This window comes from Paludisphaera borealis (assembly GCF_001956985.1).
GTDB lineage: Bacteria > Planctomycetota > Planctomycetia > Isosphaerales > Isosphaeraceae > Paludisphaera > Paludisphaera borealis.
Genome location: NZ_CP019082.1, coordinates 1,656,899 through 1,683,141 on the forward strand (window position 1 = coordinate 1,656,899; position 26,243 = coordinate 1,683,141).

The following is a 26,243-nucleotide window of genomic DNA, read 5'->3' on the forward strand; positions in this document are numbered from 1 at the left end:
GCGCGCGGCCGATCGCGGCGAGGTTTTCTGACCCTGGAGGGATCATTCGGTTTCCAACGTCACCGCCATGACGACCGGCGCGGTGTGGTCGGGGCCTTTCACCAGCTCGATATGGTCGATCGGATCGGACCGTTCGGGCTGGACCCGGACGTGCCGAAGCTGGCGGCCGTCGAGCTTGAACGCGAGTTGCGAGCCGGGGACGTCGACCACTCGAATATAATCGGCGAACTCGACGCCGTCACGCAGCGCGTGGTCCTCGACCTTGCCGTCGGCGTAGTGGAGCCGGACGATCATCGAGACCGTCTTCCGCGCCTCGCCGCCGTTGAAGCCCCATCCGCTCACGCCGCTGAGCAAGTGGACGGCCTTCGCCGGCGCGTTGCAGGGGAGTGAGACCGATTTCGGCATCCGAGGGGGAATCGCACCCAGCGGCGAGAACAGCATCACGGCGTTGGGCGACTTGTCGCCGCGCGGGTCGACGAGCTGGTAAGGCACGCCCTCGAACGTCTTGGTCGACCAGTCGGGGAAAATCAGCCGTTCGACGGGCGACTCCGAGGCGTAGAACATCCCCTGCGTGGTGACGACCGTCGCCGCCTTGCGGAGGTCGAGCGGCAGGTACTTGCCGTGCTGGGTGAGGAAGGCCAGCAAGTCGGCGACGTCGCTCGCGCTCACCTGTTTCTCGAAGCCCTCGGGCATGATCGACTTCTTCGAGGCCGTCAGCTCGTCGATGTCGTCGCGGAGGATGACGTGCGTTTTGGCCTCGGCGTCCAGCAGCTCGACCGACGTCTTCGATTCGGACGACAGCAGGCCGTTGAGCACTCGGCCGTCGGTCATGGCGACCGAGTACTGCACGAAGTTGCCCTCGACGCTCCGGCTCGGGTCGATGATGTTGACCAGCAGCTCGCTCTTCGGATGCGCGGCCATGCCGCTGAGGTCGGGGCCGACTTGCCCCCCTTCCCCGTTGTACTTGTGGCACTTGGCGCACTGGTCGGTGAACACCTTCTTGCCGTGCGTCGGGTCTCCTCCCTGGAGCACGACCTTGGCAAGCTGGTCAATGACCGCCTGGCGGTCGCGGTCGGGAAGACCGCCGCCCCGGGCGATCAGCTCCTTGGCCCTGTCGGCGACGGCTTTCGAGGGGTGGGCGACGAGCGCTTGCTTCTGGTCGAGCGTGAACTGGTCCCAGCCGACCGCGCCCGAGTCGACGGCGTCGAGCAGGTCGGCGGTCCAGTCGGCCCGGCCGAGCAAGGCGCGGATGGCGACGACCCGCGTGGACGGGGTCATCGAGCCCAGGGCCGAGAGCAGGGTCTTGCCCGTCGCCCGGGCTCGCCCGTTCGTCAAGGCTTCGACGAGCGCTGTGGCGAGCGTCGGCGAGGTGCGCGGCGTGATCTGCGCGACGATCTCGGCGGCGACGGCGTCGTCTTCGGGCCGAAGCTCGACGACCTCGCGGCCGGCGGTGATTCGCTCGGCTTCCGGCTTCGAGGCGTCGCTCAGCTTGAGCAACAGGTTCTTGGCGATCGAGCCGGCGGCTTCCTTCATCGCCTTGCTTCCCCACCGCGAGCCCAGGTTGACGAGCCGGCCGCGGGCCTCCAGCGGCAGCCGCTCGGCAAGCCGCACGAGCGCGGCTTCACTTTCGGCGTCGAGCTTCGCCGGCTTGTCGCCGGGCCATCCCTTGCTCACGCCCGCGATGACGCGCTCGGCGATCGCCCGGCCGAACGGCTGTTCGGTCGCCGAGGTCCAGGCCGCGAACAGACCGCCGACCGATTCGACCGGCCCGCCCCGCGCGTAGTGCTCGGCGGTCCGCTCGACGACGGTTCGCAACGCCGCCGACGGCTCGCCCTCAGCCTTGATCGTCGCGAGGGCCTTCAAGAACGGTTCGGGGTGAGCCGCCGCCGCGCTCGTGGCGGCGTCGGTCAGCCAGTGGTCCCCCTCGCCCAGCCCGTGCGCGAGGGCCGTCGCCATCCCGCGCGCCGAATCCGGCGTGCTGGGAGCGTCGGCGAGGCTCAACAAGGCGGCGAGTCGCACCTGGGCGTCGGCGGCGGACAGCAAACCGGCCGCCACGATCGCGTCGGCGGTGGCGGCGTCGTGCGGCAGCGCCGCGATCGCATTGCGGCGGACGCCAGCCGACGGGTGTTTGAGGGCGGCCGTCGCGGCCTTCCGCGCTCCGTCGTCGTCGAACGCCTTCAAGCCCTGGAGCGTCCAGAGGGCGTGGATCGCGGCCGGGTTCAGTCCGATCGCATCGACCGACGGATCGGCGACCAGCGCGGCCAGCGCGGGCGTCACGTCGAGCTTGCCGCGCTCGACCAGCAGGCGCTGGGCGTGCAGCCGCCAGAACTGGTTGTCGCTCTTGAGGGCCGCGACGAGCGCGTCGGGCTGGGCGGGATCGAGCGGGGCCTGCTTGGCGGACTTCCCAGCTCGATGAACCACGCGATAGATCCGGCCGTGGGTCTGGTCGCGGATCGGGGTCTCGTAGGCGCCCCCCTTGCCGGTCTTGAATCCTTGCGGCGTCGGGTTGTGCTGGACGATGTAGTTGTACCAGTCGACGACCCAGACGTTGCCGTCGGGGCCGACCTCGGCGACGATCGGCGCGGTCCATTCGTCGTGGCTGGCCAGAAGGTTCCAGCCGTTGTAGGCCGCGAAGTCGCTCCCCTTGGGTTCGAGCGTGAACGTGGCGACGAGGTGCCCCGTCGGCTCGGTGACGAAGGCTGTGCGGTTCCAGTAGGGCTTCGGATAGTTCCGCGCCGTGTAGAGGGCGTGGCCGGCGGCGGCGGTGAAGCCGCCGTGGAAGTCGACCTGGCGCACCTTATCGGTCACGGGGTAGAACGAGTTCGTCGCGGCGATCGACCTGAGAACGCTCGGCGACCAGCCGCGCACCGATTCGTAATAGCGGTTCGGCACCGCCAGGAAGACGCTCGGGCAGCCGTTGGCGGTCGAGGCGAACGCCAGGCCCTCCTCGCTGAATCCGAGCCCCCATGAGTTGTTGTTGGTGCTGCGGAGGAACTCCAGCTTCGAGCCGTCGGGCTTGAACCGGTAGACCCCCTGGCCGAACTGGTGACGCTCGCCGCCGACTGTCCCGTTGAACGCGGAATAGCCGACGATCCCCCAGATCCAGTTGTCCGGCCCCCACCGCAGGTTGCTCGGCCCGGCGTGGGTGTCGCTCGTTCCCCAGCCCGTGAAGAGGACCTTGCGGACGTCGGCCTTGTCGTCGCCGTCCGTGTCCTGGAGGAACAGCGTGTCGGGCGCCTGCTGGACGATCACGCCCCCCGAGGCGAGGCAGAGGCTCGTGGGGATGTTCAGGCCGTCGGCGAAGATCGTGAACGTCTCGGACCGGCCGTCGCCGTCGCGGTCCTCGCAGATCTTGATCCGGTCGCGTCCAGTGGCGCTCCTGGATCGTTTGACGTTCGGATAGTCATAACTTTCCGCGACCCAGAGCCGCCCGCGATGGTCCCAGGCCATGCAGATCGGCTTGGCGATCTCGGGCTCGGTCGCGAAAAGCTGGGCTTCGAAGCCGTTCGGCAGGACGAGGCGCTTGATCGACTCACTGGCGGGGAGCGGCTCGGGCATCTTGCGGTAGGGCTCGCCCTGAGTCCCCCACTTGTTGGACGGCAGGTAGTTGGGGATGTCGCCGGCCGCCTCGGTGAGCGGAACCGGCTTCAAGTTCGAAGCGACGGCCGGGCGACTGTCGAAGACCGGCTTGCCCGCCGCCCACCGAATCCCGCGCTCGAGCAGATCCTGAAAGCCCGGCTGTTCCCAGGTCCGCGAGTCATGGCCGTACGCGGTATAGAAGACGCGTCCCTTGCCCTGCGCGCGGGTCCACGTCCACGGCTCCTGGTCGCGCATCTGGAGGACGTGGCGGCCTTCGGTGTTGTGCAGGTCGTGAACGTAGGTCTCGTCCCAGGTCCGGAACGGAAGCAGGCCCTTGGTGATCGGATGCTCGGCGTCGACCACGCGGGTCTCGAACGCCCCCTCGCCGTGGCTCTTGAACTGCGCCCCGACGAGCGCCACGTACTTCGGCGCGTTGCGGAAGCAGAACGAGGCGCAGTGGATCGGGACGAACCCCCCTCCCCCTTCGACGAAATCAAGCAGCGCCTTCTCTTGCGCGGGGGCGATCTCGTCGATGTTGGCGTAGATCAAAACGGCGTCGTAGTTCGCCAGCGTCTTGGGGTCGAGGTCCGTCACCTTCTCGGTATAGGTCGCGTCGATGCCGCGAAGGGCCAGGACGGGCGTGATCTGCGCCGCGCGGTCGGCCGGATCGTGGTGGCCGCGATCGCCCAGGAAGAGGACGCGGATCGGTCGAGGCTCGGCCGTGGCGGGCGCCGGGGCCTCCGCCGCGATCGCGGCGGTCAGGCCGAGGAAGGCGATGAGGGTGTGTATCATGATGTCGGTCTCTTATCGGATCCAGAGAGGGTCAAGGGTCGATCGGGAGAGCGCCTGACGTCGAGTCGCGAAAATCAGGGGAAGTCTTGAGACGAGGCCAGCCGGAAACCGTCGAGGCTCGTCGGCAGGCTCGCCAGCCTCGATGAGAGGACGGTCACCGAGACGTTCCGGATGGTCAAGGTCTTGCTGACGTCGCTCTGCGTGTTGGCCCCGAAGACCCCGACGTAGAGGTCGGCGGCTCCGTCCAGGAACGGTCGGTGCGCGATCGAGAGCGTGCTGGAACTCTGACGGGTCTGGTTCTCGACGATCAGCGAGTACCGTCCTCGCCGTCTCCTCAAGGTCAGCTTGAGATCCTCGCCGGTGTTCATCACGCCGATCTCGTGGATGTCGGCGTCGATCCCGCCGTCGTTGTTCACCAGGAAGAGCCTGTACTGATCGCGCTCGTTCTGGCTGATCAGGCCGCCTCGAATGTTGGAATCGCTTTTCCTGCCGGCGTAGAGGCCGAACTGGCCGACCTGCTCCAGACCGGGGATCTCCGGGATCGTGGCGCTGATCTCGAAGTCCTCGGCGCCGGTGAAGCCCAGGTCGGCCAGCCGGAAGCCCAGGTATTCGCCCCTCGCCAGGTTAGTCTGCTTGTTGATGTCGCTTCGGGTGGTCGTGAGCCGGAGGGCGCGGGCCGCCGGATCGAGCCGGAGATTCGGATCGAGGCCAGGGAGCGAGCTTCCCGTTCCCGGCAGCCGGTGCGTCAGGCCGATGCCCATGCCGGCCGCGTCGCTCAGCGTCCCCGGACGGGGGGCCGAAAAGTCGAGTTCGAGACTGCGAGGGACGATCACGCGGGGAGGGTCGATGGCGCGGACGAACCGCGAGGCGTCTTCGCCTTGAACCGTGGGGTCCTCGATTTCAACCGATCGGGGGGCGATCAACGCGACCTGATCCTTGAGCAGCGTCAGCGCCGGCGACCGCTTGTCCGGCGTCGCGAGCGGCGAGGCCTGGACCTCTCCCTTGAAGACCTTCACCGTGGTGTTGCCGCGATCGTCGACCGTCAGGCCGAACTCGGTGCCGAGGTCGACCACCTTGCCGGTCGGAGAGAGGACCATAAACCCCTTGGCTCTGGGCGGCACCTGCGCCGTCATCTTGCCCGACACGAGCCTTGCGCTGTTGCCGGTCAGTAATTCAACGATCGCCGGACCCTGGAGCAGCACCCGGGCGCCCTGGTCGAACTCGATCTCCGCCAGGCCGACCCGGAGCTTGAGGAGCTTGCCGGCTCTCATGTCGCGACCGGGCATCTCCGACTCGTCCGCGGCCCATTGGCAGTCTTGCGCGTTCACCAGCCAGGCGACGTTCGAGGGCTCGGACGTCGCCGGCGCGGTGGCCGGACGCGGCCGTCCCATCGCCAGGAAGCCCCAGCCGAGGGCGAACAGCACGACCGCCGCCGCCAGCTTGCCGACCGTCTCCGTCGGAGCGAACCGACGGAGAGACCAACGGCGGGCTGGCGACGCGATCGTCGGCCCGTCCGTCGCGACGTCGCGGAGCTGGGTCCGGAGCGCCTCGGAAGCGTGCCGGGATCGGACGACGAAGCGGATCTCGGAATGTACCAGGTGCGCCTCGGCGAAGGACCGCCGGGCCTCGGCGTCGGCCGACAACCGCCGCTCAAGTTCGCGCAGCGAAGCGTCGTCGAGCAGGCCGTCGCACGAGGCCTGGATCAGATCGTCGAGTGGGCGGAGAGAAGGATCGACGTCGCTCATGCGCGCGCTCCCTGGACCAAGGATCTTCGGACGCACTCGCAGAGGGCCTCCCTGATCCGCTTGAGCGAGTTGTGGATGCTCTGCGGCGATCGCCCCCAGGTCTCGGCGATCTGAGGGATGCGGACCGATCGGCGATAGCAGGCTTCGAGCAGCTCGCGGTCCCGTTCGCGCAGCTTGTCGACGCAGCCGGCGAGTGCGTCGAGTCGCTCCTCCTGATTCTCCCGCGCGACGGCCTCCCAGGCCTCAATCAGCAGGATGTTCAAATCGTCGCTGAAGTAGAGTCGGTCGCGGCTGCGGCTTCTCAGGAAGTTGGACGCCTCGAACCGGGCGACCCCGCAAGCCCAGGCGACGAAGCTCCTCGTCGGATCGTATTGTTCGTATTTTCGCCAGAGCGCCAGACCGGTCTGTTGGAACACGTCGTCGGCGTCGTCCATGTCGCGCACGAGTGAATAGATGTAGGAGAAGATCTGCGTCTGACAGCGCTGGAGCCTCTCGGAGAACTCGGCTCGCTTGTCGCTCATGATCGCATCCACAGGGTACGAGGCCGTCGACACTTCTATAAAGGTATCAGCCGGCCACGGCCGCTTGTCACCCTGCGAATGGAAAAACCGATCCGGAATCCTGGATTCTTTCAGAGTCGAGACCCGCTCACGCCCCGCCGAGAGCCCAGAACGCGCTGGAGACGACGCCCAACGCTTACTACAAGCAGTGCATGGCGTCGCCGCCGACGCCTGGCTCCGGCAACACCGACCTGACCGGTAGCGGCGACGACGATAGCTCCGGCATGGTCTGGATGTCGGGCCAGCCCGATAACTCGCGGTAGCTCCACGTGATGCCGCCGAACACCTTGGGGGGGCCGCTCCGGGCTGCAAATGGCTCACGTCGCCAGCAGCCGGCAACCTGGCTCGATCAACGTCCAGACGTGGTGGGCGCTGGGGTGCCCTGCCGGTGGCGAGATGACCTCGTCCGACCAGTGCTGACGGGGGGAAGATCCTGTTCAACCGCTTGATCGTGAGGGGCAAGTCCGAGAAGAAAGCGAATCAGAACGACGACCTCGCCGACCTGGGCCAGGCCTACGAACAGGCCGGTCTGATCGACGAGGCGCGGGGGTGGTACAAGCTGGCGATCGACATGGACCCGCTCGACTGCCACTCTCAATCGGCCCTCTTCCACGTCGACGCCGTCGCCGCGTCGAGGCCGGCCCCGCGCTCTGCTGAGTCCGGCGAGCCCGTCGTCAATGGTAGACGGCGCGCTCCAGCGTCTTGCATTGTTCGATCCAGTCGCCGAGTTGCTTCTCCGAGGGAATCCGCCGGGTGAGCTTCTTGGCTTCGTTGACCTCGACGAGCTTGGCGTGGAGGTTCGCGGCGACCCGGTGCGCCAACTCGGGGACCGAATCGACCCCGGCGGCTTCGAGAAGCTCGGCGAACTGCTCGGCGACGCCCACGATCCGGATCAGGTCGGCGTGATTGACCCACCGCAGGATCAGGGCGCCCGAGATGCCCGTCTTCTCGGCCAGTTCGTCGCGGCCCTTGGGCTTCGCGCCCAGCTCCAGCAGCTTCTCGACCGTCTTGACGCCCGCGTCCTCGAGCTTCTTCGCGTAGACTTCACCGACGCCCTCGATATCGATGATCTTCACCGCGCCCTCCTTTCATTTCGATCCAGCCAGGAAGTGGAACGCTGGCGCACCCGTCGTCAGGGCCGCTCCAACCCGCGCAAGCCGGCCGACCGCGTCAGCCGGCTTTGTTCAAACTATAGTTCGACTTGCGCGTCAAACAAGTTGAATGCGAATCCGGGAGAGGTACGGGATGTTTTCGAGAACGCTTTGTGAAGCCGTCGTTCAGTCGATCAGCTCGACGCGGGCGCGGTAGCCGGAGGGCATTTGAAGCGTATCGAGGGAGCGGCGGACGCTTCGGCGGTACCAGAAGCGAGACGCCCGGGCGCGAATGGCGACCGTCCGGCCCGTGACGCGGACGTCGACCGAATTGACGTGGTCGCCCAGCGCCTCCTGGATCTTCTGCTCGACCCGCCGCTTCACGGCCGCCTCGGCGGCCGGGTCGGACCGCGACTCGACGCGGATGGCGCTCTTGGCGTTCGACCCCTCGTCGTCGGCTCCCAGGATGCGCCCCAGCACGGCCCCGGGGTAATACCGCGAACCACCCGTCGCCGGCGCGGGCGTTGCGGGGCTCGTCGACCGGGGCTTAGCCCGGGTCGGGGCCGAACGCTTGGGCTCGGCCTCGTCGACCTCGTCGGCCGCCGGGATCGGTTCGAGAGTCAACGGGATGGCGGCTTTCGGCGTCGTCGCGGGACCAGCCAGTGCCGGTGCGTCCGAGGGCTTTGCTCCGGCGACGACCGACGGCTTCCGGGCCGTCCGCGCCGACGCGGAGGCGGGCGCGGTGACGCCGGGGATCACCAGCAGCGGACGCCTCGGAGCGGCTTCAGACGCGGTCGGCGCCGAGAGAGCGGCCGAAGCGGGAGGCGAGGCGGCGGCCTCGGCTGGGGGCAAAAGCGCCGGGGCATCGAGCGCCGGGCTGGAGTCCTGGGCGTGCGCCAGGCTCGCCGCGAGCATCAGAATTCCCAGAGTCCCGACGACGACGCTGCGTGACATGGTCGTTCCGCCTTCGTGAACAGCACGCCCGAACGGATTGGAGTCTATCGTTTCTTCATCGGTCGATCGGCTCACAATTCATGCGTCTTTTCCGACGGCAGGGACGGTTCCGCGGTCAACACCGGTCTTGCGACCTCGGGCCGGGTCGAGTTAGATGGGAATCGGCCCGGTTCGACGATGTTTTCCTGATTATCGGCACAAGGATACGACATGGCTCCCAGCCCGGTTTCGAGCGATTTGAAGATCACGAGCGTCGAGGCGATCTACCTCCGCTTGCCGCAGGTGAAGGAGCAGTGCGACAGCGGGCAAGACGCGCTCATCGTCAAGATCACGACCGACTCGGGGATCACCGGCTACGGCGAGGTCGACTCGAACCCGATGGCCGCCAAGGGCTGCATCGAAGGGCCGTTCTCGCACACGGCCACGACCGGGCTGGGCCACGTCCTGATCGGCGAGGACCCGCTGCGGACCGAGTACCTCTGGCAGAAGATGTACCGGGCCAACATCTACAGCGGCCGGCGCGGGATCGCCATCCACGCGATGAGCGGCATCGACCTGGCCCTCTGGGACATCAAGGGCAAGGCGCTCGGCCTGCCGATCTGGAAGCTTCTCGGCGGCGGCTTCCATCGCGAGCTGCGGCCGTACGCCAGCAGCCTCTTCGGCGCGACGCCCGCCGAGACCGGCGACCGCGCCCGGCGGTTCGCCGACCAGGGCTTCACGGCCGTCAAGTTCGGCTGGGACCCGATGGGGAAGGACGCCGAGACCGACGTCGCGCTCGTCCGCGAAGCCCGCGCCGGGCTCGGCGACAAGCTCGACCTGATGATCGACGCCGGCCTCGTCTTCGACGCCAAGACCGCCATCCAGCGAGCCAAGGCGTTCGAGCAGTACAACCCGTTCTGGTTCGAGGAGCCGCTCCTTCCCGACGACTACCAGGGGTACGCCAAGCTTTCCGCGGCGACCAGCCTGCGGATCGCGGCGGGCGAGGAGGAGAGCGAGCGGAAGTCGTACATCGAACTCATGGACGTCGGCCAGATCGACGTCGTGCAGATCGACCTCACCCGCTGCGGCGGTTTCACCGAGGCCATGAAGATCGCCTCGCTCGCCGCCGACCGCGGCCTGCCGGTCGTCAACCACGGCTTCACGACCTACCTGAACGTCGCCGCCGCGCTCCACTTCCTCGCCAGCGTCCCCAACACGCTCGGTCTGCTCGAATTCGTCGTCGAGGAAGGGACCACCCTCCGCCACTCGATCAGCGAGCCGATCCGAGCCGTGGACGGCATGGTCCGCGTCCCCGACGCCCCCGGTCTCGGCCTCGAACTGAAAGAGAAAGACATCGAACGCTACCGCGTCGGTTGACGGCCTGACCCTCATTCCGGGAGCCGACGGTCCGCGATACTTGGGTTTGATACAAGCTCGAAGCGCAAGCGAGTGGATCGCCTCGCGGAGCTCGTTCCCTTCGGGACGCACCGTCCGGACCATTCGCTTGCTGACGCTTCGGGCTTGTCCGTCGGGGCTCGGGTGAGGGAAGGCATGTTCGTGACAGCCCATTTTGATGAAAGACCTCCGACGATGCCCACGGCTCAAGAGATCATCGACGCCCTGAAGCTTCAGCCGCACCCGATCGAAGGGGGCTTCTTCCGCGAGACGTACCGATCGGCGGGGACGCTGCCCGACTCGGTCCTTCCCGACGTGTACAAGGACAAGGGCGAGCGGTCGCTGGGCACGTCGATCTATTACTTGTTGACGCAAGACACGTTTTCGGAGATGCACCGGCTGCCGACCGAGGAGGTCTTTCACTGCTACCTCGGCGGCCCGGTGCGGATGCTCCAGCTCCTCCCCGACGGCTCCCACCGCGAGCACCTGATCGGTCCCGACGTCCTCGCAGGCCACGAACCGCAATTGATCGTCCCCCCCGGCGTCTGGCAAGGCTCGCTCCTCGAACCCGGCGTCGACTTCGTCCTCCTCGGCGCCACCATGGCCCCCGGTTTCAACTACGCCGACTACGAACAAGGAACCCGCGCCGACCTGCTCTCCCGGTATCCTGAGGCGGCGGAGCTGATCCGCAAGCTGACGCGAGTTTGAGCGTCGGCGCACGAGTGTCGTAGAATCAAGAGGTTCAGAAGCGTCCTTCTCGCGGTAGGTCGTTCCGGATCGATGAGGCTCGACGACATGACTGGCCGGAGTTCGCTCTCGATCGCTTTGGCAAGGCGCTGGCCGAGGTTCCGCCTCCGTACGCTCCTGCTGGCGATCGCCGTCTTCGCGCTTCTGTTGTTGGGCGCGATGGTCGTCGTCCCCTGGATCATGTGGCGCTACCATGTCGCTCGATCCCTCGAAGCGGCCCAGGCCATGGGCCCCGAATTGTTTTGGTCCGTGGACGTCTTCCAGGCGCCACGAACGGACGATTTCCTCTACCTCCTGAGCGACCGGGAACGCGTATTGGAGAAGCTGATCCAGGCCGTCGAGGACGATCCAGACGACACGCGCCGACTTCACGCCGTCCAGACGATGCGGGCGATCCTCAAGCAACCCGGTCCGTCTGCATCGCGGGGGCGCTGCCTCGAACGGGCTCTCGACCTCGCGACCCGCGCCGGGCTCTCGCCGTCCGTCGAAGCCGAGCTGGCCGCCGCCATCGCGGACCTGGCGCTTTCTACGGGACTCGACGCGGGACAACGCGGTAAGATCTTGACCAGGACCAAGGAGGCGTCGCCCGCACTTATGCCCGCCTGGGCGAGAGTCCTGGCAAGCATCGGCGGCCGCGAGGAGACCCTCGTTCTCATCGGCCTTGGCGACACACACGATCCTGCCCTGCTAGACTCGGTCTACAACTCAGCGATGTTCCACAGCCACTGGCCGGGGCTTCTCCCCCCATTGAGGCGTTGGCTCGACGATCCCGTAATCGCACCCTTTGTGTTGAGGTATTCGCTGCTCACCCGGTCGTCCGAAGGTCGGGAATTTCTGCTGGCTTACGCCGTCGCCAAGACGCATCCGTTGGTATTTCGGCGCCAGGCTGTCGAACGGCTTCTGGAGACCATCCCCGGAACCAAACTTCTCTTGAACGCCGTCGAGGACCACGACTCCTTCGCGGTTCTCGCCGCGACCATCGACGGCGACCTTCGCGAGACGTTTCGGGCCGCGATGGCGAAACTCGAAGACCGAAACGGCGAGGCACTCTGGACCGAACTCATCGAAGCCGTCGACTCCATTTATCCTAACCGGTTCCCGATACCCACAACGGCGATGGAGAAGTCGGCGAGTGTTGCGGAGAGCCGCAGGCGGTTTATAGATGATTCAAACCTTCTCTGTCTTGAATGGATCACAGGTCGAACCGACGTTCGGTCCCAGGCGGAATGGCGGCGATGGTATGAGAGCACGCAACCGTCCCCGCTGTCGCAGCGCGATATCGTCAAGCTAGCGCTGGAGCATCCCGAGACGCTCAACGTTGCCGCTATCCTCCGGCGCATCGTGCCCTACCACCTCGGCCCATTGCCGGCCGACTGCATCCCACTCTACGAACGGATGGCCCGGGACGGTCCGCCTGCCTCTCAATTCTGGGCCTGCACCGCCCTACTGCTCTGCACTCCCAAGACCGACGCCGTCCCGATCGTAATCGACCTCATCGACCAGAAACCGGCCGACGACCTCAAGCCAAGGAACTGGGGGCCGATCGAACTCCTCCAATGGCGGTTTGCCGAGAACTTTGATGGGGACACGGCGGCCTGGCGGCGATGGTGGACTGAATTCGGTCGCCAGCCGTGACGAGTTAAGCGGGCGGCGACTCCGGACTGATCTACCGAGCGCGCTCGACAGGCGTCTTTCTCCAAGGCCAGTTCGCGTTGCGTCCCGCTGCTGAGGCCTTGGGGTTGGTCGATGCGACCGGGGATGATGGCAGCGTTTCGAGTCCTTCTTCCGAGCCAGGCGGATCTGATCCGCAAGCTGACGCGGGTTTGAATTCCTCGCCGGATGGCGACCTGCCTCGCTTCGCCGTGGGTCATCGTTTTGGCAGGCTCGATCGCATGAAGTCGGCCATGCGCGCGATGGACTTCCGAGCTTCGGGCAACAGCGGCTCGTGGGACTGGAACACATGGAACATACCCGGCCAGACTTCAAGGGTGACTTGCGCCCCGTCCGACTTGGCCTTGCTCGCGACCCGGATACTGTCGTCGCGGAGCATCTCGTGCTCGCCGACCTGGATCAGTAGGGGCGGAACGCCGCGATAGTCGCCGAAGACCGGCGAGGCCAGTGGGTTGCGTGGATCTGCTTTACCCAGGTAGAAATCCCTGAATACAGGCATGGTCCGCGCGCTGAGGATGGGATCTTCGACGGTCCGCAAGGATTTGCTCGCCAACGTCAAATCGGTCGTCGCCGACAAGGAGATTCCCCCCGCCGGCAGCGGCCGTCCACGGTCTCGCAAGGCCAGGAGCGTCGCCAGCGTCAGGTTGCCGCCGGCCGAATCCCCGGCGATGAACGTGGCCGTCGCGGGACCGGGGCCGGACGGTCCGTTCGATCGGATCCATTCGTGAGAAGCGATGCAGTCTTCGAGTCCGGCGGGGAACGGTTGCTCGGGCGCCAGCCGATAATCCGGCAGGAGCACGGCGCACTTCGCCGCCGCCGAGATGTGGGCCGCCAGCGTGAGATAGAATCCCCCCGACCCCGAGACGAAGCCGCCGCCGTGCAGGTACAGGAGCCGCAAATCAGGGTCCGCTCCGGGCGCGACCACCCACTCGCAAGGTACCTCCCCGATCTTCGAGCGAATGAGCCTGACGTCCTTGATCGTGGGCTCTCGACGCGTTTTCATGCCCGCTCGCAACTGCTCCAGGTTGAAATCCGATGCGCCGAACGGCGTGTTTCTACGCAATTTCTGCAGATACTCGATGCCTTCCCGCGAGACCGGCCTTGGCTTGTCCACCGGTGCTCCTGGTGGACTCGAACCGACGCCGTCCTCACTCCCGGAGATCGCCGTAAAAGACGCGCCGAAGGCGACCATGAAGACAAGGAGTGCTTTGGCGACGAGTCGTTTCACCACGAACCTCCGATTCTTGTGATGGCGGGGGAGTGAGGTGGCATCCATAAAGGACGCCGTGGGTTCTCGACTTGCGCGACCAGCTGCATGCCTAATGTGGCTCGATCAATTACTTCGGGCGAGAATCAGGTGGAAAATCGCCTTCCTCGATTAACTCTCGCCGAAACTCAACTCTGTAATCGAGGTTGATTTCGAGCACGATCACCGTCGCTCTGCCGGTGGCGGTCAATCCGACCAGCCAGGGGCCGTCCCATCGAAAATGACGCGGCCAACTCTGCCGCCGAGGATTAAAGGAGGGGAGCGATTCTCCTGGTCTGACTGTCGAAGCCGGATAGGTTGGCTCCTTTGTGGTTATTGCACGCGAAACATGCGTAACAAAGGTTGTCGGCTTGAGTGGGACCCCGATGCTTCAACGCGATCACGTGGTCGATCTGGAAGGGAAGCCGGTCGCGGGATTCGGGAACCTGGCAATACTCGCAGCATCCACCCGATCGACGGCGAACAAGGGTTTCCAGATCGCGCCTCATGTCGGCTCAGCGCGGCTCGCTCTCGCCTGGGACGGCGCGAGCGGCTTTGAGGGAACGGCGGGCTTTGGATTGGAGGATGTTGATGAAATGGCCGACGCGTTCATAGCCATCGATCTCGGCTCGTTCCTCGGCGCTGAGTTTACCTTCACGGGCGAGGTCCGCCAGTCGCCGCATGCGTTCCTTGTCTTCCCGAGTGAAGTCGAAGGTCAAGACCTCCCTCGCCAACTCGGCGGAATACGTGGGTTTTTCCGCCTGTAGAACGCGGTTCAAGATTGCGGTTTCGCTGAAATCGAGCCGTGGCGATCCCATATTCCAGTCTCCCCGATGACGGTCGCATCAACTTCGATTCTAGCATCCGACCGTCCTGCCGCCCAGCGTCCCCGAGCCGGTCACGCCGAGCGTGCGCGGCCAGCGTCCTTGTCGAAGGCCAGTTCGAGTTGCGTCCAGCCGCGAAGGCCGTGGGGTTGGTCGACGCGGCCGGGGATGACGAGATCAGCCGCCGTTCGACGTCCCAGCCAGAACGAGGGGCGGAAGATCGAGAGGAGGGCCGATAGCTCGTCGGGGGCGAGGAACAGGAGGTAGAGGGCGGTCATCTGTTCGCCGAAGAGGGGAACGTTGACGATCGGCCAGATGCCGACGTGCAGGGCGACGCCCAGCAGCGCGATCCAGCGGCGGGTGGGGCGGAACCAGAGGAGGAAGACGAGCGCGAACTCGGTCAGGAGGGCCGCGTGCGCCATCACGTTGATGACCAGCGGATAGGCCGCCAGCCATTCAAAATTCAACTGGCCGACCTCGTGGTTGAAGAGGATCGGGTGCAGCGCCGTGCCGTTGGCCCACATGCGTCCGCTGGATTTCAGGTAGGCCGTGATGAAGTAGATCACGCATATCTGAAGCTGCATGAACCGCTGGGCCCAGGGGAGGATCAGGGGCTCGGCGAGCGTCCCCCGGGCGCGGGCGACGCGGCGGGCGTCGAGCGAGTACGCGGCGCCGCAGGGGGCGAGCATCATGTAGAACGAGGTGATCATCATCACCTGGTCGGGGCCGCAGTTCGTCAACAGGTTGCGGTTGTAGAACGAGAGCATCCCGAGGTACGTCAGGGCGCCGGCGATCCGGGTCCGCCATCCCAGCGTGAACGCGACGGCCGCGACGGCGGTGAGCCCCAGCGCCACGCGCACCGAGGACGGGTCCTGGTAGTAGCTCAGAGGGGTCGGCCGCAGCGGGCCGGCGGTGACGGCCGCCTCATCGCCCCGCATCAGGCCGACGTCGGTGTACCAGTAATCGAGGTCCACGGAGATCAAGGCCAGGTGCGCGAGGACCATCAAGCCGAAGACGATCCGATACGCGCCGAGCGGCCGGGCCGACACGGGCGCGAACCAGAACCGGTTCCAGGCGCGGAGCGGATTCATCGGTGGACCTCGTTCCAGGAGGTGAATTCAAAGGCCGCCAGGTTGTGAATCCGCGACGGCGCCATCGGGTCGGATTGTCCCACCCCCAGCGGCGGTGGCGGCTTCACCTGGTAGTAAAGGGTGACGATGACCGGGAACGACTCGGGGCCGAGCCCGAGCGCCCGCACGACGTGGCGGGCCGCCATCTCGCGCTGGGGGGTGTACTCGTCGACCATCAGGTTGGCCGCGAACTTGGGATGACGGAATTTCGGCATCTTCAGCCACCACGGCATGTCGGCGACCTTCGTGAATTCGTAAATCCGCCGCATCCCCTTGGCGTCGGTCACCTGCGATTCCAGGGTGATCGTGCTGTCCAGCGGGTCCGGGGCGAACATCCCCCAGGCCTGCCAGAGGCCCAACGGGAGCATGTAGGACCGGAACCAGGGCATCAGCTCTTGCTTGATCGGCGAGTTCGGGAGAACCCACGTGATTGTCGCGGCGAGGTGAAAGAGGATGTAGGCCGAAAGCGCCAGCCTCAAGGCAGTCCATCGCCAGGTCAAGGCGCCCTCCTTCCGTCTCTGCAAAATGAGGCCGATTCGTTGAAAACAAGCGGTATTCCATGCAAGGCGCGTGAATCTAGCGCAATCCGTCCGACCCGTCAAGCGCAGCCGCGACGGGCGTCCGGGTCGATCGGCCTGGATCAAAGCGTTGAAGATCTTGTAAACTCTTGTTGTGCAACGAGGGGCTGGTCGAATCGTCGAGACTGGGGTTTCGTCATGAGGGACGGCAGCGGGCATGCTCACGGCATCGTGCGGCGCGAGTTCTTGCAGGTGGGTTTTTCGGGCTTCCTGGGCCTGAGCCTGTCGCAGATCCTGACGGCCCGCGCGCTGGCCGATCGCGTCGCGAAGGCCGGCGGCGGCGGTTCGGGCTCGAAGCCCCGGGCGAAGTCGATGATCCTGGTGTTTCTGACCGGGGGTCTGAGCCATCTCGACTCGTTCGACATGAAGCCCGACGCCCCCGAGCGGATTCGAGGCGAGTTCAAGCCGATCGACACGGCGGCTTCGGGCGTCCAGTTCTGCGAGCACCTGCCGATGCTCGCGGCCCGGGCCGCCGACCTCGCGGTGGTGCGGTCGATGTCGCACAAATTCACCAACCATCTGAACGCGACCCACGAGCTGCTCACCGGCCATTCGCAGCCGGGGGCGTTCTTCGACAAGGTCGCCTCGCGCGACGATTACCCGTGTTACGCCTCGGGCCTCGACTACCTGCGGCCCCGGCAGGACGGCATTCCCACCGGCGTCATGCTGCCGACGTTCCTGATGGAAGGCCCGCTCGTCTGGCCCGGTCAGCACGCGGGCTTGCTCGGGCCGCGCCACGACCCCTGGCAGATCAAACAAGACCCGAACCAGCCGGGCTTCCGCGTCGACAGCCTGGCGCTTCCCGTCGGCTTCAGCGTTGAGCGCCTGGGACGCAGGCAGACGCTCCTCGATCAGATCAACCACCACCAGAACGAGGCCCTGACGCAGCCGTCGACCGGCGGCGATTCCATGAGCGACCAGCGCGCGCGGGCGATGTCGCTGCTGCTGTCGGGCAAGGTCTCGGGCGCGTTCGATCTGGACAAGGAAGACCCGAAGACCCGCGACCGCTACGGCCGGCACACGTTCGGTCAGTCGCTGTTGCTCGCCCGCCGGCTGGTCGAGGCCGGCGTGCCGATCGTCCAGGTGAACATGGGCCGTGTGCAGCAGTGGGACACCCACTCGCAGAACTTCAAGAACCTCAAGGAACACCTCCTACCCCCCACCGACCGCGGCGTCTCCGCCCTGCTCGACGACCTCAAGAGCCGGGGCCTGCTCGACGAGACCCTGGTGGTCATGACCGGCGAGTTCGGCCGCACGCCTCGGATCGGGTCGAGCACCGGCAACAACAACACGCCCGACGGCCGCGACCACTGGGCGGCGGTCTTCTCCGCGCTCTTCGCCGGCGGAGGCGTCCAGGGGGGCCAGGTCGTCGGCGCCTCCGACCGGATCGGCGCGCACCCGGCGAGCCCGCCGTACGCCCCCGCCGACCTCGCCGCGACCATCTACCAGTCGTTCGGCGTCGACCCCGCCTCGGAGATTCGCGACCGCTTCGGCCGTCCCATCCGCCTCTGCGACGGCCAGCCCATCGCGCCGTTGTACTCGGCCTGAAGTCCAATCGCGCCAGGGGCTACAGCCTGACGCGGCCGTTGGAAATTCGCCCGCTGCGCCCTTGACCCGGGACGACCGCTCGCGGACCCTCGGATTGGAAGTATTTAATGATCCAGGGCATAGAGGCGAAGGCGGCGGCGACCATGGATACATCAAAGATTCCCGATCCGATTCTCGAGGTCTTCCGGGGCGTCGGCCAGGTGTTTTTCGAGGAGAACGCTCTGACGGGTGCTCTGATGAGTGCCGGCCTGGCGTTCAATTCACCGCTGATGGCGACAGGCGCGGTCGTCGGTTCGGCGATCGGGACGGCCACGGCCCGGGCCATGAAATTCGACGAGGGGGAGATCAAGGCGGGGATCTACGGCTTCAACTCCACGCTCATCGGCATCGCCACGTTCTTCCACTTCCAACCTTCGGTGATGAGCGTCATTCTGCTGATCGCCGGTTGCGTCGCCGGGGCCTTCGTCACCCGGTTGATGCGGGGGCACGTTCCGTTCCCGACCTACACTGCGCCGTTCATCGTCACCACCTGGGCCGTGTACTTTCTGGGCTTGGCGCTGCACGTGGCTCAGGTCCCCCCCTCGGACGAGCCGGCCGATACGTACCTCGCCGGGTCGATCCCGGGCATCGCGAGCGCCGAGGGTGAAACCACGGCCGAAGGCAAGCCGGCTCCGAGCGAGTCGAGAGGCAACATCGCCATCGACATCGTCGAGGCGGCGACCCGAGCCATCGGCGAAGTCAAGTTCCAGGGAAGCATCTGGACCGGCATCCTGTTCCTGGTCGGGATCGGCCTGAACAACAAGGCGCACGCGGCCTGGGTGTTCGTCGCATCGCTGATCGCCACGTTCGTGGCCGTCTACCACCACGACCCGTCCCACGACGTCGCCCTCGGACTGAGCCAGTACAGCGCCCCGTTGACGGCCGTCGCCCTCTACTTATGGCGTAAATCGCTGGTCGCGCCGCTTCTGGGCATCATGCTCTCGGTGCCGCTGACCGAGGTCTTCCCCCTCACCGGCCTCCCGACCTACACGGCCCCCTTCGTGCTGGCCGCCTGGATCGTCATCCTTCTCGAACACTACGAGGACAAGCTGTTCGGCAAACCCAAGACAGCCGTCTGACCGCGACCGGAAAGCCATCAAGAATTCAGGCTCGGTTTCGCTTCACGACAAGCCTGACCCGCCAGCGAGTGAATTTCTTCGCCGACGGTTCGGGCTCGTATCCGGAACCTCGCGGGCCGAAGCGGGTCGGCCGCCGGCTGTCGGGCTCGGCGGATTGGGTTCGTTCGCGCCGATTTGGGGACTTCTTGAAGGCCGTTCCCCTGCCTCCAGGAGCTTGGCCAGGTAGTCGGTCATCCCTTCCGCGACAAGGGTTTCGATCGAGTCGGAGCGATACGACGGACGCGGAGCGGGAGGCTTCCTCGGGGCCGGCGGCGGGACCGGCGGATTGGGTTCCTTCGGCGTTCTTTTCTCCGCTTTCCGGGGCTGGGTCTCGGCCTTGCGGAGCTTCGCCAGCAGGTCGATCGTCCGGAGCAGCTCGCGAGTCCGGGCGGTCTGGAACCGTCGGAGCCGCTCGGCGGCGTCGCTGGCCGAGAACGAGGCTTGCTCGGCCAACTCGACTGCGTCGTCCCCCTCGATCTCTTCGAGGTCGACGATCAGGTCTTGCAGCCGTTCGATCTCGCGCTCGGCGATGCTTCGGAGGAACTCGACGCCCGCCTCGGCGCTTTCGGGCCGGGGGACGATCTCGCGCCAGACCCGCCAGGCGCTGAACGCCGGATCTTCATACGGAGTCAGCTCCTGCATCTGAAGCCAGAACCGGGTGCCCCAGTGGTCCTCGATCGTTTCCCAGGCCAGGAAGATCTCGTTCAGCTCGGGGTCGTCGATCGCGGCGAGCGGCTGTTTGCCGAGCAGCCGGACGAATCGGAACTGGTCGAGGAACGTCCAGTTCTCGTTCGAGATGATCAGACAGCGCATCTCAACCCAGCGATCGAGGAGCCACTGTGCGCCTTCCGGAGTTTCCTCCAGCCGGGCGACGAAGGCCGAGGGGTCGTCGGTCCAGGCCGGACCCGAGATCGGCAGCAGCCGTTTCCCCGCCATGTAGAACAGCTTGCGGCCGAGGTCGCAGACCTTCGCCACACGTTTGGCGCGCGACCGGAGCATCGCCTTGCGGACCTGCTTCGCGAGCAGCGCGGTCTCGTACCGCTCGGCCCGGTCGAGGCTCCAGGAGATTCGCGCGGCGCGGCTGACCAGCTCGCGCTCGATGGCGTTGGTCGGCTGGTAGTCGTCGATCCATTCCTGGATCTTGGACTCCAGCTCGGCGGGGTCCTCGTGCGGCAGGACGAAGTTCACGGTCGTGGCGCGCAGGCCGTGCTTGAGGGCGTTGAGTCGCGATCGGGCCTTGCCGTCGTCGGTCTTAGGTCCGGAGCTTCGTTTGGCGTTGGCGCGGTTGGCCTGGATCTGGGCGTCGGTGGCCATGGCGGGCGTCTCCTCGAGAGGGGCGATGCAAGGGCCTCTACCGAGAAGATGTCGCCTAAAGACGGTCTTCAGAAAAAATTCCGGATTATCCCGATTATTCCAGCAAGAAAGCGCGACAGGAGGGCGGCCGTGACTACAAGCCCAAAGCGCAAGCGAGTGAATTCCCAGCCCGCGTGCTGAATCCGCAAACGCAAAACCATGAACTCGCTTGCGCTTCGGGCTTGTACTCGGACCCGGACCTCCCCGAATCCCCTTTTCATGAGGTCGGGTGTCCCGCCGGCGCGAGGAAGGCGCGCCGGCGGGTCGGAAGCGGCTTGGGAAGGGTCAGGCGACGGCTTTCTCGTCGGCTTCGGACTCTTCGTAGTGGTAGACCATCAGGTTGGCGCGATGGAATTCCTCGTGGGTCACCTCGAACGGCTGGCCGTTGATCGCCCAGAGTTCCTCGATGACCTCGTCGATCTCGCCCTCGGGCTCGTCCCAGGTCGCGACCAGGGTGTCTTCGCCCCGAACCAGCACCTCGAGCCCCTGGTCTACCAGGTAGGCTTCGATTTCGGCCTTGTGGGCCGGGTCGACGGTGAAGGTCCAGCGAATCAGCTCGATCGAAAGCGTCTCATCGGCTTCGCTCATGGTATCGTCCTCCCTCCATGGAACGCGGAATCCATACTCCCTTACCCCAATCGGTTCGCTGACCGCCCGGCTTGATAAATCGGGCCTTCCCGAGCCATGATCGAAGAACCACGCCCCGGCCTCGAAAGCGATTCGTCCCGGGACGATCGCGAGGAGAACGCCAGTTATGACGATCGTGCAGAAGATGCGGAGCCAGCTCGCCCCGGCCATGAAAGCCAGGGATACCGCCAAGCTTGCGTTCCTCCGATACTGGATCGCCCAGCTCACCCTGGGTACCGGCGCCGAGATGGCGGACGCCGACGCCGTCAAGAAGATGCGGGGGGTGCTCAAGGAGGCCAGGAGCGGCGTCACCACCTTTACGCCCGAAGAAATCAACCAGCTCGTCGAATGGGTCCCCGCCAGCCTCGGCCTCGACCAGATCCGCGAGGCGCTCGGGCCGGTCGCCGACCAGATCCGCGCGGCTCCCAAGGACGGCATGGCCCTGGGCGTCGCCATGAAAGCCCTGGCCGGCCAGCCCGTCGAGAGCGAGGACGTGAAGGCCGTCGTCAACACCCTCCGGACCCCGGCTTGACCCTGGTCGCGAGTATTGTTTAACCTCTATTGAACGTCAGGGACGAAGAACACTCCATGACGAACCTTGCGGAGGGGCCGAATCGCATGGCGCAACGGGGATTCATCCGCCTGTTCTGGGGACTGCTCGCGATCGGTTCGATTTCGACCGGCGCGACGCTGTCGGCCGGCGAACCGGCGAACCTGACGACGGACGCGGAGAAGGCGACGTTCTTCAAGTCCCAGGTCGAGCCGATCCTGACCAGGCGCTGCCTCAAGTGCCACGGCGGCGAGGCCAAGATCAAGGGGGACCTCCGCGTCGACGACCGCGAGGCGTTGCTCAAGGGGGGCGAACTCGGGCCGGCCGTCGACCTGGACGAGCCGAAGGAAAGCCTGCTGCTCAAGGCGGTCCGCTACGACGGCCTGGAGATGCCTCCCAAGGGCCGAATCCCCGACGCCGAGATCCTGGTTCTTGAGCGCTGGATCAAGGCGGGCCTGCCGTGGTCGGGCCAGACCGACGCCAAGCCCAAGATGGCGAAGGCCGCCGAGCCCGCCAAGGCCGAGGAGCCCGCCGCGCCCGTCTGGCCGTATCGCGAGGTCGTCCGTCCGCCCGTCCCGGTCGTGAAGAATCCAGGATGGGTCCGCAACCCGATCGACGCCTTCCTGCTTTCCAAGCTGGAAACCGAGAAGCTGTCGCCCGCCTCCGAAGCCGACCGCACGACGCTCATCCGTCGGGTGTCTTACGACCTGACCGGCCTGCCGCCGACGCCCGAGGAGGTCGCCGCGTTCGTCAACGACACGTCGCGCGACGCCTACGAGCAACTGGTCGACCGGCTGCTCGCCTCGCCGCAATACGGCGAAGCCTGGGGGCGGCACTGGCTCGACCTCGTCCGCTACGCCGAGACCAACGGCTATGAGCGCGACGGCCTCAAGCCGCTGGCCTGGCGGTATCGCGACTACGTGATCGCCGCGTTCAACCAGGACAAGCCCTACGACCGCTTCCTCCACGAGCAGCTCGCCGGCGACGAAATCGCCCCCGACTCGGTCGAAGCCCAGACCGCCACCGGCTTCTACCGGCTGGGCCTCTGGGACGACGAGCCCGCCGACCGGCCCCAGGCCCGCTACGACATGCTCGACGGCCTGGTCTCGACCGCCGGCCAGGTCTTCCTCGGTATGACCGTCAACTGCGCCCGCTGCCACGATCACAAGAAGGACCCGATCCCCCAGACCGACTACTACCGGATGATGGCCTTCTTCGTCGACGTCACCGACCAGAACGGCAAGGATTCGCGGAAGGTCGGCGGCGAGAGCGGCGTCGAGGTCATGTGCGTGGCCGAGAAGGGCCAGGCCGAGGCTCACGTGCTGTTGCGAGGCAACCCGAACCTGATCGGACCCAAGGTCGAGCCCGGCGTGCCGGTTTCCATCGACGCCGGCCACGCGACGTTCGGCTCGGGCCCCGGCAAGCGCCGGGCGTTCGCCGAATGGCTCACCGATCGCCGCAACCCGATGACCGCCCGGGTGTTCGCCAACCGTCTCTGGCAGTTCCATTTCGGCCGGGGGATCGTCCCGTCGCCCAACGACTTCGGCCAGCTCGGCGAGCCTTCGACCCACCCCGAACTGCTCGACTGGCTGGCCGCCGAGCTGATGGACGGCGGCTGGAAGGTCAAGCGGATGCACCGCCTGATCATGCTTTCGAACGCCTACCGGATGTCGTCGAAGGCGAGCGAGCAGGCGTTGGCCCGCGACCCCGCCAACCAGTGGTTCTGGCGGTTCCCGATGCGTCGGCTCACCGCCGAGGAAGTCCGCGATGCGATTTTGTCCGCCAGCGGCGTCCTCAACCCGAAGGCCGGCGGCCCGAGCGTCTGCCCGCCGATCTCGGCCGAGGTCCTCGCCGGCCAGTCGATCCCCGGCCAGGGCTGGACGGTCTCGCCCCCGATCGAGGCGGCCCGGCGGAGCGTTTACGTTCACGTCAAGCGGTCGCTGCTGGTGCCGATCCTGGCGACCCACGACGCCGCCGACACCGACTCAAGCTGCCCGGTCCGCTACACGACGACCGTCCCCACCCAGGCGCTCGGGTTCCTGAACGGTCAGTTCTCGAACGAGCAGGCGGCCAAGCTGGCCGAGCGGTTGGAGGCCAGCAAGCCGGGCGACCTGACCGCCCAGATCCACCAGGCGATCGTCTTGACCACCTGCCGCCAGCCGCAGGCCGACGAGGTGGCCCGTGACGCGGCTTTCATCGGGTCGTTGCGGTCGCAGTCGGGTCTGTCGGACCACGGGGCGCTCGTGCAATACTGTCTGCTGACGCTGAACGCGAACGCATTCCTTTATCTCGACTGATCGAGGGAGAGCTCTCATGTACGAACCGGAAGAGCCTCAGGCCCCTCGCGCGTCGGGCGGACAGTTCTGCGGTCGCACGCGCCGGGAGTTCCTGTGGGAGACCGGCGGCGGGTTCACGTCGACCGCCCTGGCGGCGATGCTGGCGCAGGACGGCTTCATGGCCAAGCAGGCCCACGCGGCCGACGGCGTGACGCCGTTCGTCAGCCCGCTCGCCGCGAAGCCGTCGCCGAAGCCGGCGAAGGCCAAAAGCGTCATCTTCCTGTTCATGTACGGAGGCCCCAGCCAGGTCGACACGTTCGACTACAAGCCCAAGCTCTACCCGCTCGACGGCAAGACGATCCAGGTCAAGACGTTCGGCCGCGGCGGCAAGAAGAACGAAGGCCGCGTCGTCGGCCCCAAATGGGCGTTCAAGCCGTACGGCGAGTCGGGAAAGATGGTCTCGGACCTGTTCCCCAACCTGGGGACCTGCGTCGACGACATGGCGTTTATCCACTCGATGTACGCCGAGTCGCCGATCCACGGCTCGGCCATGCTGATGATGAACTCGGGCCGGCTGATCAGCGGCAACCCCTGCCTGGGCTCGTGGGCGACCTACGGCCTGGGGACCGTGAACCAGAACCTGCCGGGCTTCGTGGTGATGCTCGACAAGACCGGCGGACCGATCAGCGGGCCCAAGAACTGGTCGAGCGGATACATGCCGGCCGTCTACCAGGGGACCGTCATCCGCGCCGACGGCGTGCCGATCCACGACCTCGGTTTGCCCGCGGGCGTCGACCGGGCGACCCGCCGTCGCATGCTCGACCGGCTCCGCGAGAAGAACGAGGAGCATCGCGCCTCGCGGGCCGACAACAGCGAGCTGGCCGCCCGGATCGCCAGCTACGAGCTGGCCTTCCAGATGCAGCAGCACGCCCCCGAGGCCGTCGACTACGCGGGCGAGACCGACGAGACGAAATCGCTGTACGGCATCGACCGCCCCGAGACCGCCGACTTCGGCCGCAAGTGCCTTCTGGCCCGGCGACTGGTCGAGCGCGGCGTGCGATTCATCCAGGTGTATTCCGGCGGCGCCCACAACGACGACAACTGGGACGCCCACACCGACATGATGTCCAACCACACCAAGCACGCCGGCCGGACCGACCAGCCCATCGCCGGCCTGATCAAGGACCTCAAGCGCCGGGGGTTGCTCGACGACACCCTGATCGTCTGGGGAGGCGAGTTCGGCCGCCAGCCGACCGCCGAGTTCGCCAAGGGGACCGGCCGCGACCACAATTCGTTCGGCTTCACCGTCTGGCTCGCCGGCGGCGGGATCAAGGGGGGAACCTCCGTCGGCGCGACCGACGAGCTGGGCAGCACTGCCGTCGAGGACCGGTTCCACGTCAAGAACCTCCACGCCACGATTCTGAATCAGCTCGGCTTCGACCCCAACGCCCTCTCCTACTTCTACGGCGGCCTCGACCAGAAGCTCGTCGGCGTCGAGGGGGCCGAGCCGATCGAGCAGATCATCTAAACCTCGCCCGTTCGTCCCAGCCTTGCCGTCCGGGAGCCTCTTCCATGCACCTTCGGATTCGCAGGTCGGCCTTTCTCCTGATCCCCCTGGCGATCGCGGGTTACGCGATCGGCGGCCGCGCCGAGGTCAAGACGACCCGCGCGGCCGTTTGCCGATGGGCCGAGGCACCGCCGAAGCTCGACGGCAAGCTCGACGACCCCTGCTGGCGCGGCGCCGCGCCGATCGAGGATTTCGCCGCGAACTGGGCCGGCGCTCCCCGGTCCGGAACCCGCGCGTACCTGGCCTGGGACGACGACGCGCTGTATTACGCCGCCGAGATGACCGACGCCGAGTTGCGTGCCTTCGGCACGAAGCGCAACGACCACCTGTGGGAAGGCGACGTCTTCGAGGCGTTCTTCAAGCCGAGCAAGGACCGCCCGGAGTACTACGAGTTCCAGGCGAACCCCCGCGAGGTCGTCTTCGAGGTGGCTTTCCCGCGCCGGGGCGAGCTGGGGCACGCGTTCAATCAGGAACCCGTGCTCGGCAACAAGGCGGTGGTCGCTCTCGACGGCACGCTCGATCAGCCGGGCGACAAGGACCGGGGCTGGATCGTCGAAGGCCGCATCCCCTGGACGGCCTTCGCGGCCTCGGGCGGCGCGCCGAAGCCCGGCGCAAAGTGGTCGTTCGCCCTCTGTCGATACGACTACGGACCGGCCGGAACCGAGCCCGTGCTGATGAGCTCGGCTCCGCTCACAGAGCCCAGCTTCCACCGCTACGAGGACTACGGGACCCTGACCTTCGAAGGCCCGAAGGCCGGTCGGTAGTCTGTTTCTGGGATAAGTGTGTTTTTATCCAGGCTTCATGTTCCGTTAACGACCTCCTCGCTAGAGTGATCCGTCGTCCGGCAAGCGGATTCGGCCCGCGCAAGGGTCGG

The 26,243-nt window shown here is 66.4% G+C and carries 21 protein-coding genes; 10 read left to right on the top strand and 11 right to left on the bottom strand.

Annotated elements, in window-relative coordinates:
* Nucleotides 1–42: 42 nt before the first annotated feature.
* From BSF38_RS06505 to BSF38_RS06525, 5 genes are all read right to left on the bottom strand, one after another.
* The gene (locus tag BSF38_RS06505; protein ID WP_076344074.1) at nt 43–4,371 is read right to left on the bottom strand and encodes a PVC-type heme-binding CxxCH protein; all 4,329 of its coding nucleotides are present in this window, start codon (nt 4,369–4,371) and stop codon (nt 43–45) included.
* A 74-nt stretch (nt 4,372–4,445) separates the two neighbouring features.
* A complete protein-coding gene (locus tag BSF38_RS06510; protein WP_076344076.1) occupies nt 4,446–6,116 on the bottom strand; it encodes a FecR domain-containing protein in 1,671 nt (556 codons plus the stop codon).
* The gene (locus BSF38_RS06515) at nt 6,113–6,637 is read right to left on the bottom strand and encodes a sigma-70 family RNA polymerase sigma factor (RefSeq protein ID WP_076344078.1); all 525 of its coding nucleotides are present in this window, start codon (nt 6,635–6,637) and stop codon (nt 6,113–6,115) included. Before BSF38_RS06515 ends, BSF38_RS06510 begins: the two co-directional genes overlap by 4 nt.
* 713 nt (nt 6,638–7,350) lie before the next feature.
* A complete protein-coding gene (locus BSF38_RS06520; protein ID WP_076344080.1) occupies nt 7,351–7,752 on the bottom strand; it encodes a DUF4332 domain-containing protein in 402 nt (133 codons plus the stop codon).
* A 201-nt stretch (nt 7,753–7,953) separates the two neighbouring features.
* The gene (locus tag BSF38_RS06525) at nt 7,954–8,721 is read right to left on the bottom strand and encodes a hypothetical protein (RefSeq protein ID WP_076344082.1); all 768 of its coding nucleotides are present in this window, start codon (nt 8,719–8,721) and stop codon (nt 7,954–7,956) included.
* Nucleotides 8,722–8,931: 210 nt separating this feature from the next.
* On the opposite strand from BSF38_RS06525, the gene BSF38_RS06530 reads away from it, so the two are divergent.
* The 3 genes from BSF38_RS06530 to BSF38_RS06540 all read left to right on the top strand — a co-directional run bounded on the left by BSF38_RS06530 (nt 8,932) and on the right by BSF38_RS06540 (nt 12,477).
* Nucleotides 8,932–10,077, top strand: a complete 1,146-nt coding sequence (locus tag BSF38_RS06530) for a mandelate racemase/muconate lactonizing enzyme family protein (protein ID WP_210405685.1) — start codon at nt 8,932–8,934, stop codon at nt 10,075–10,077.
* 213 nt (nt 10,078–10,290) lie between these two features.
* The gene (locus BSF38_RS06535) at nt 10,291–10,803 is read left to right on the top strand and encodes a cupin domain-containing protein (RefSeq protein WP_076344084.1); all 513 of its coding nucleotides are present in this window, start codon (nt 10,291–10,293) and stop codon (nt 10,801–10,803) included.
* A 600-nt stretch (nt 10,804–11,403) separates the two neighbouring features.
* Nucleotides 11,404–12,477 (top strand): hypothetical protein, encoded by a 1,074-nt coding sequence (locus BSF38_RS06540; protein WP_145951998.1) that lies wholly within the window; start codon nt 11,404–11,406, stop codon nt 12,475–12,477.
* A gap of 232 nt (nt 12,478–12,709) precedes the next feature.
* Here the strand turns inward: BSF38_RS06540 and BSF38_RS06545 are convergent, their stop codons facing one another.
* Complete coding sequence (locus tag BSF38_RS06545) at nt 12,710–13,627, bottom strand: alpha/beta hydrolase (protein WP_076344088.1); 918 nt, start codon at nt 13,625–13,627, stop codon at nt 12,710–12,712.
* A gap of 401 nt (nt 13,628–14,028) precedes the next feature.
* On the bottom strand, nt 14,029–14,163 hold the full coding sequence (locus tag BSF38_RS31925; RefSeq protein ID WP_237170900.1) for an HNH endonuclease: 135 nt from the start codon (nt 14,161–14,163) through the stop codon (nt 14,029–14,031).
* Here BSF38_RS31925 and BSF38_RS31930 point away from each other — a divergent pair.
* Nucleotides 14,146–14,526, top strand: a complete 381-nt coding sequence (locus BSF38_RS31930; RefSeq protein WP_237170955.1) for a hypothetical protein — start codon at nt 14,146–14,148, stop codon at nt 14,524–14,526. The two genes, BSF38_RS31925 and BSF38_RS31930, sit on opposite strands and share 18 nt — an antisense overlap.
* A gap of 131 nt (nt 14,527–14,657) precedes the next feature.
* On the opposite strand, the gene BSF38_RS06560 is transcribed toward BSF38_RS31930, so the two are convergent.
* Both BSF38_RS06560 and BSF38_RS06565 read right to left on the bottom strand, forming a co-directional pair.
* The gene (locus tag BSF38_RS06560) at nt 14,658–15,674 is read right to left on the bottom strand and encodes an HTTM domain-containing protein (RefSeq protein WP_076344092.1); all 1,017 of its coding nucleotides are present in this window, start codon (nt 15,672–15,674) and stop codon (nt 14,658–14,660) included.
* Nucleotides 15,671–16,213 (bottom strand): hypothetical protein, encoded by a 543-nt coding sequence (locus BSF38_RS06565; RefSeq protein ID WP_145952000.1) that lies wholly within the window; start codon nt 16,211–16,213, stop codon nt 15,671–15,673. The genes BSF38_RS06560 and BSF38_RS06565 overlap by 4 nt, the downstream gene beginning before the upstream one ends.
* 216 nt (nt 16,214–16,429) lie before the next feature.
* Between BSF38_RS06565 and BSF38_RS06570 the strand changes: the two genes are divergently transcribed.
* Together BSF38_RS06570 and BSF38_RS06575 are read left to right on the top strand one after the other, a co-directional pair.
* Nucleotides 16,430–17,839 carry a DUF1501 domain-containing protein gene (locus BSF38_RS06570; RefSeq protein ID WP_076344096.1) on the top strand — a complete coding sequence of 470 codons (1,410 nt, stop codon included), beginning with the start codon at nt 16,430–16,432 and terminating at the stop codon, nt 17,837–17,839.
* 143 nt (nt 17,840–17,982) lie between these two features.
* The gene (locus BSF38_RS06575; RefSeq protein WP_076350641.1) at nt 17,983–18,957 is read left to right on the top strand and encodes an urea transporter; all 975 of its coding nucleotides are present in this window, start codon (nt 17,983–17,985) and stop codon (nt 18,955–18,957) included.
* Between the two features lie 42 nt (nt 18,958–18,999).
* Here BSF38_RS06575 and BSF38_RS06580 read toward each other — a convergent pair whose 3' ends face one another.
* Together BSF38_RS06580 and BSF38_RS06585 are read right to left on the bottom strand one after the other, a co-directional pair.
* Complete coding sequence (locus BSF38_RS06580; RefSeq protein WP_076344098.1) at nt 19,000–20,310, bottom strand: hypothetical protein; 1,311 nt, start codon at nt 20,308–20,310, stop codon at nt 19,000–19,002.
* A gap of 324 nt (nt 20,311–20,634) precedes the next feature.
* Nucleotides 20,635–20,937 (bottom strand): hypothetical protein, encoded by a 303-nt coding sequence (locus tag BSF38_RS06585; protein WP_076344100.1) that lies wholly within the window; start codon nt 20,935–20,937, stop codon nt 20,635–20,637.
* Nucleotides 20,938–21,103: 166 nt separating this feature from the next.
* On the opposite strand from BSF38_RS06585, the gene BSF38_RS06590 reads away from it, so the two are divergent.
* The 4 genes from BSF38_RS06590 (at nt 21,104) to BSF38_RS06605 (ending at nt 26,133) form a co-directional block, all read left to right on the top strand.
* Nucleotides 21,104–21,508: a GatB/YqeY domain-containing protein gene (locus BSF38_RS06590; RefSeq protein WP_076344102.1), complete on the top strand. Its 405-nt coding sequence runs from the start codon at nt 21,104–21,106 to the stop codon at nt 21,506–21,508.
* A gap of 86 nt (nt 21,509–21,594) precedes the next feature.
* Complete coding sequence (locus BSF38_RS06595; RefSeq protein ID WP_076350642.1) at nt 21,595–23,823, top strand: PSD1 and planctomycete cytochrome C domain-containing protein; 2,229 nt, start codon at nt 21,595–21,597, stop codon at nt 23,821–23,823.
* 16 nt (nt 23,824–23,839) lie between these two features.
* Nucleotides 23,840–25,330, top strand: a complete 1,491-nt coding sequence (locus BSF38_RS06600) for a DUF1501 domain-containing protein (protein ID WP_076344104.1) — start codon at nt 23,840–23,842, stop codon at nt 25,328–25,330.
* 44 nt (nt 25,331–25,374) lie between these two features.
* Complete coding sequence (locus BSF38_RS06605) at nt 25,375–26,133, top strand: carbohydrate-binding family 9-like protein (RefSeq protein WP_076344107.1); 759 nt, start codon at nt 25,375–25,377, stop codon at nt 26,131–26,133.
* The last annotated feature ends 110 nt before the right edge of the window (nt 26,134–26,243 follow it).

Coding starts and splice junctions, on each gene's coding strand:
- BSF38_RS06580 (WP_076344098.1), bottom strand. CDS start 20,310: ATGGCCACCGACGCCCAGATCCAGGCCAACCGCGCCAACGCCAAACGA.
- BSF38_RS06570 (WP_076344096.1), top strand. CDS start 16,430: ATGAGGGACGGCAGCGGGCATGCTCACGGCATCGTGCGGCGCGAGTTC.
- BSF38_RS06600 (WP_076344104.1), top strand. CDS start 23,840: ATGTACGAACCGGAAGAGCCTCAGGCCCCTCGCGCGTCGGGCGGACAG.
- BSF38_RS06585 (WP_076344100.1), bottom strand. CDS start 20,937: ATGAGCGAAGCCGATGAGACGCTTTCGATCGAGCTGATTCGCTGGACC.
- BSF38_RS06530 (WP_210405685.1), top strand. CDS start 8,932: ATGGCTCCCAGCCCGGTTTCGAGCGATTTGAAGATCACGAGCGTCGAG.
- BSF38_RS06515 (WP_076344078.1), bottom strand. CDS start 6,637: ATGAGCGACAAGCGAGCCGAGTTCTCCGAGAGGCTCCAGCGCTGTCAG.
- BSF38_RS06560 (WP_076344092.1), bottom strand. CDS start 15,674: ATGAATCCGCTCCGCGCCTGGAACCGGTTCTGGTTCGCGCCCGTGTCG.
- BSF38_RS06525 (WP_076344082.1), bottom strand. CDS start 8,721: ATGTCACGCAGCGTCGTCGTCGGGACTCTGGGAATTCTGATGCTCGCG.
- BSF38_RS06605 (WP_076344107.1), top strand. CDS start 25,375: ATGCACCTTCGGATTCGCAGGTCGGCCTTTCTCCTGATCCCCCTGGCG.
- BSF38_RS06595 (WP_076350642.1), top strand. CDS start 21,595: ATGGCGCAACGGGGATTCATCCGCCTGTTCTGGGGACTGCTCGCGATC.
- BSF38_RS06510 (WP_076344076.1), bottom strand. CDS start 6,116: ATGAGCGACGTCGATCCTTCTCTCCGCCCACTCGACGATCTGATCCAG.
- BSF38_RS06575 (WP_076350641.1), top strand. CDS start 17,983: ATGGATACATCAAAGATTCCCGATCCGATTCTCGAGGTCTTCCGGGGC.
- BSF38_RS31930 (WP_237170955.1), top strand. CDS start 14,146: ATGCTTCAACGCGATCACGTGGTCGATCTGGAAGGGAAGCCGGTCGCG.
- BSF38_RS06535 (WP_076344084.1), top strand. CDS start 10,291: ATGCCCACGGCTCAAGAGATCATCGACGCCCTGAAGCTTCAGCCGCAC.
- BSF38_RS06505 (WP_076344074.1), bottom strand. CDS start 4,371: ATGATACACACCCTCATCGCCTTCCTCGGCCTGACCGCCGCGATCGCG.
- BSF38_RS06590 (WP_076344102.1), top strand. CDS start 21,104: ATGACGATCGTGCAGAAGATGCGGAGCCAGCTCGCCCCGGCCATGAAA.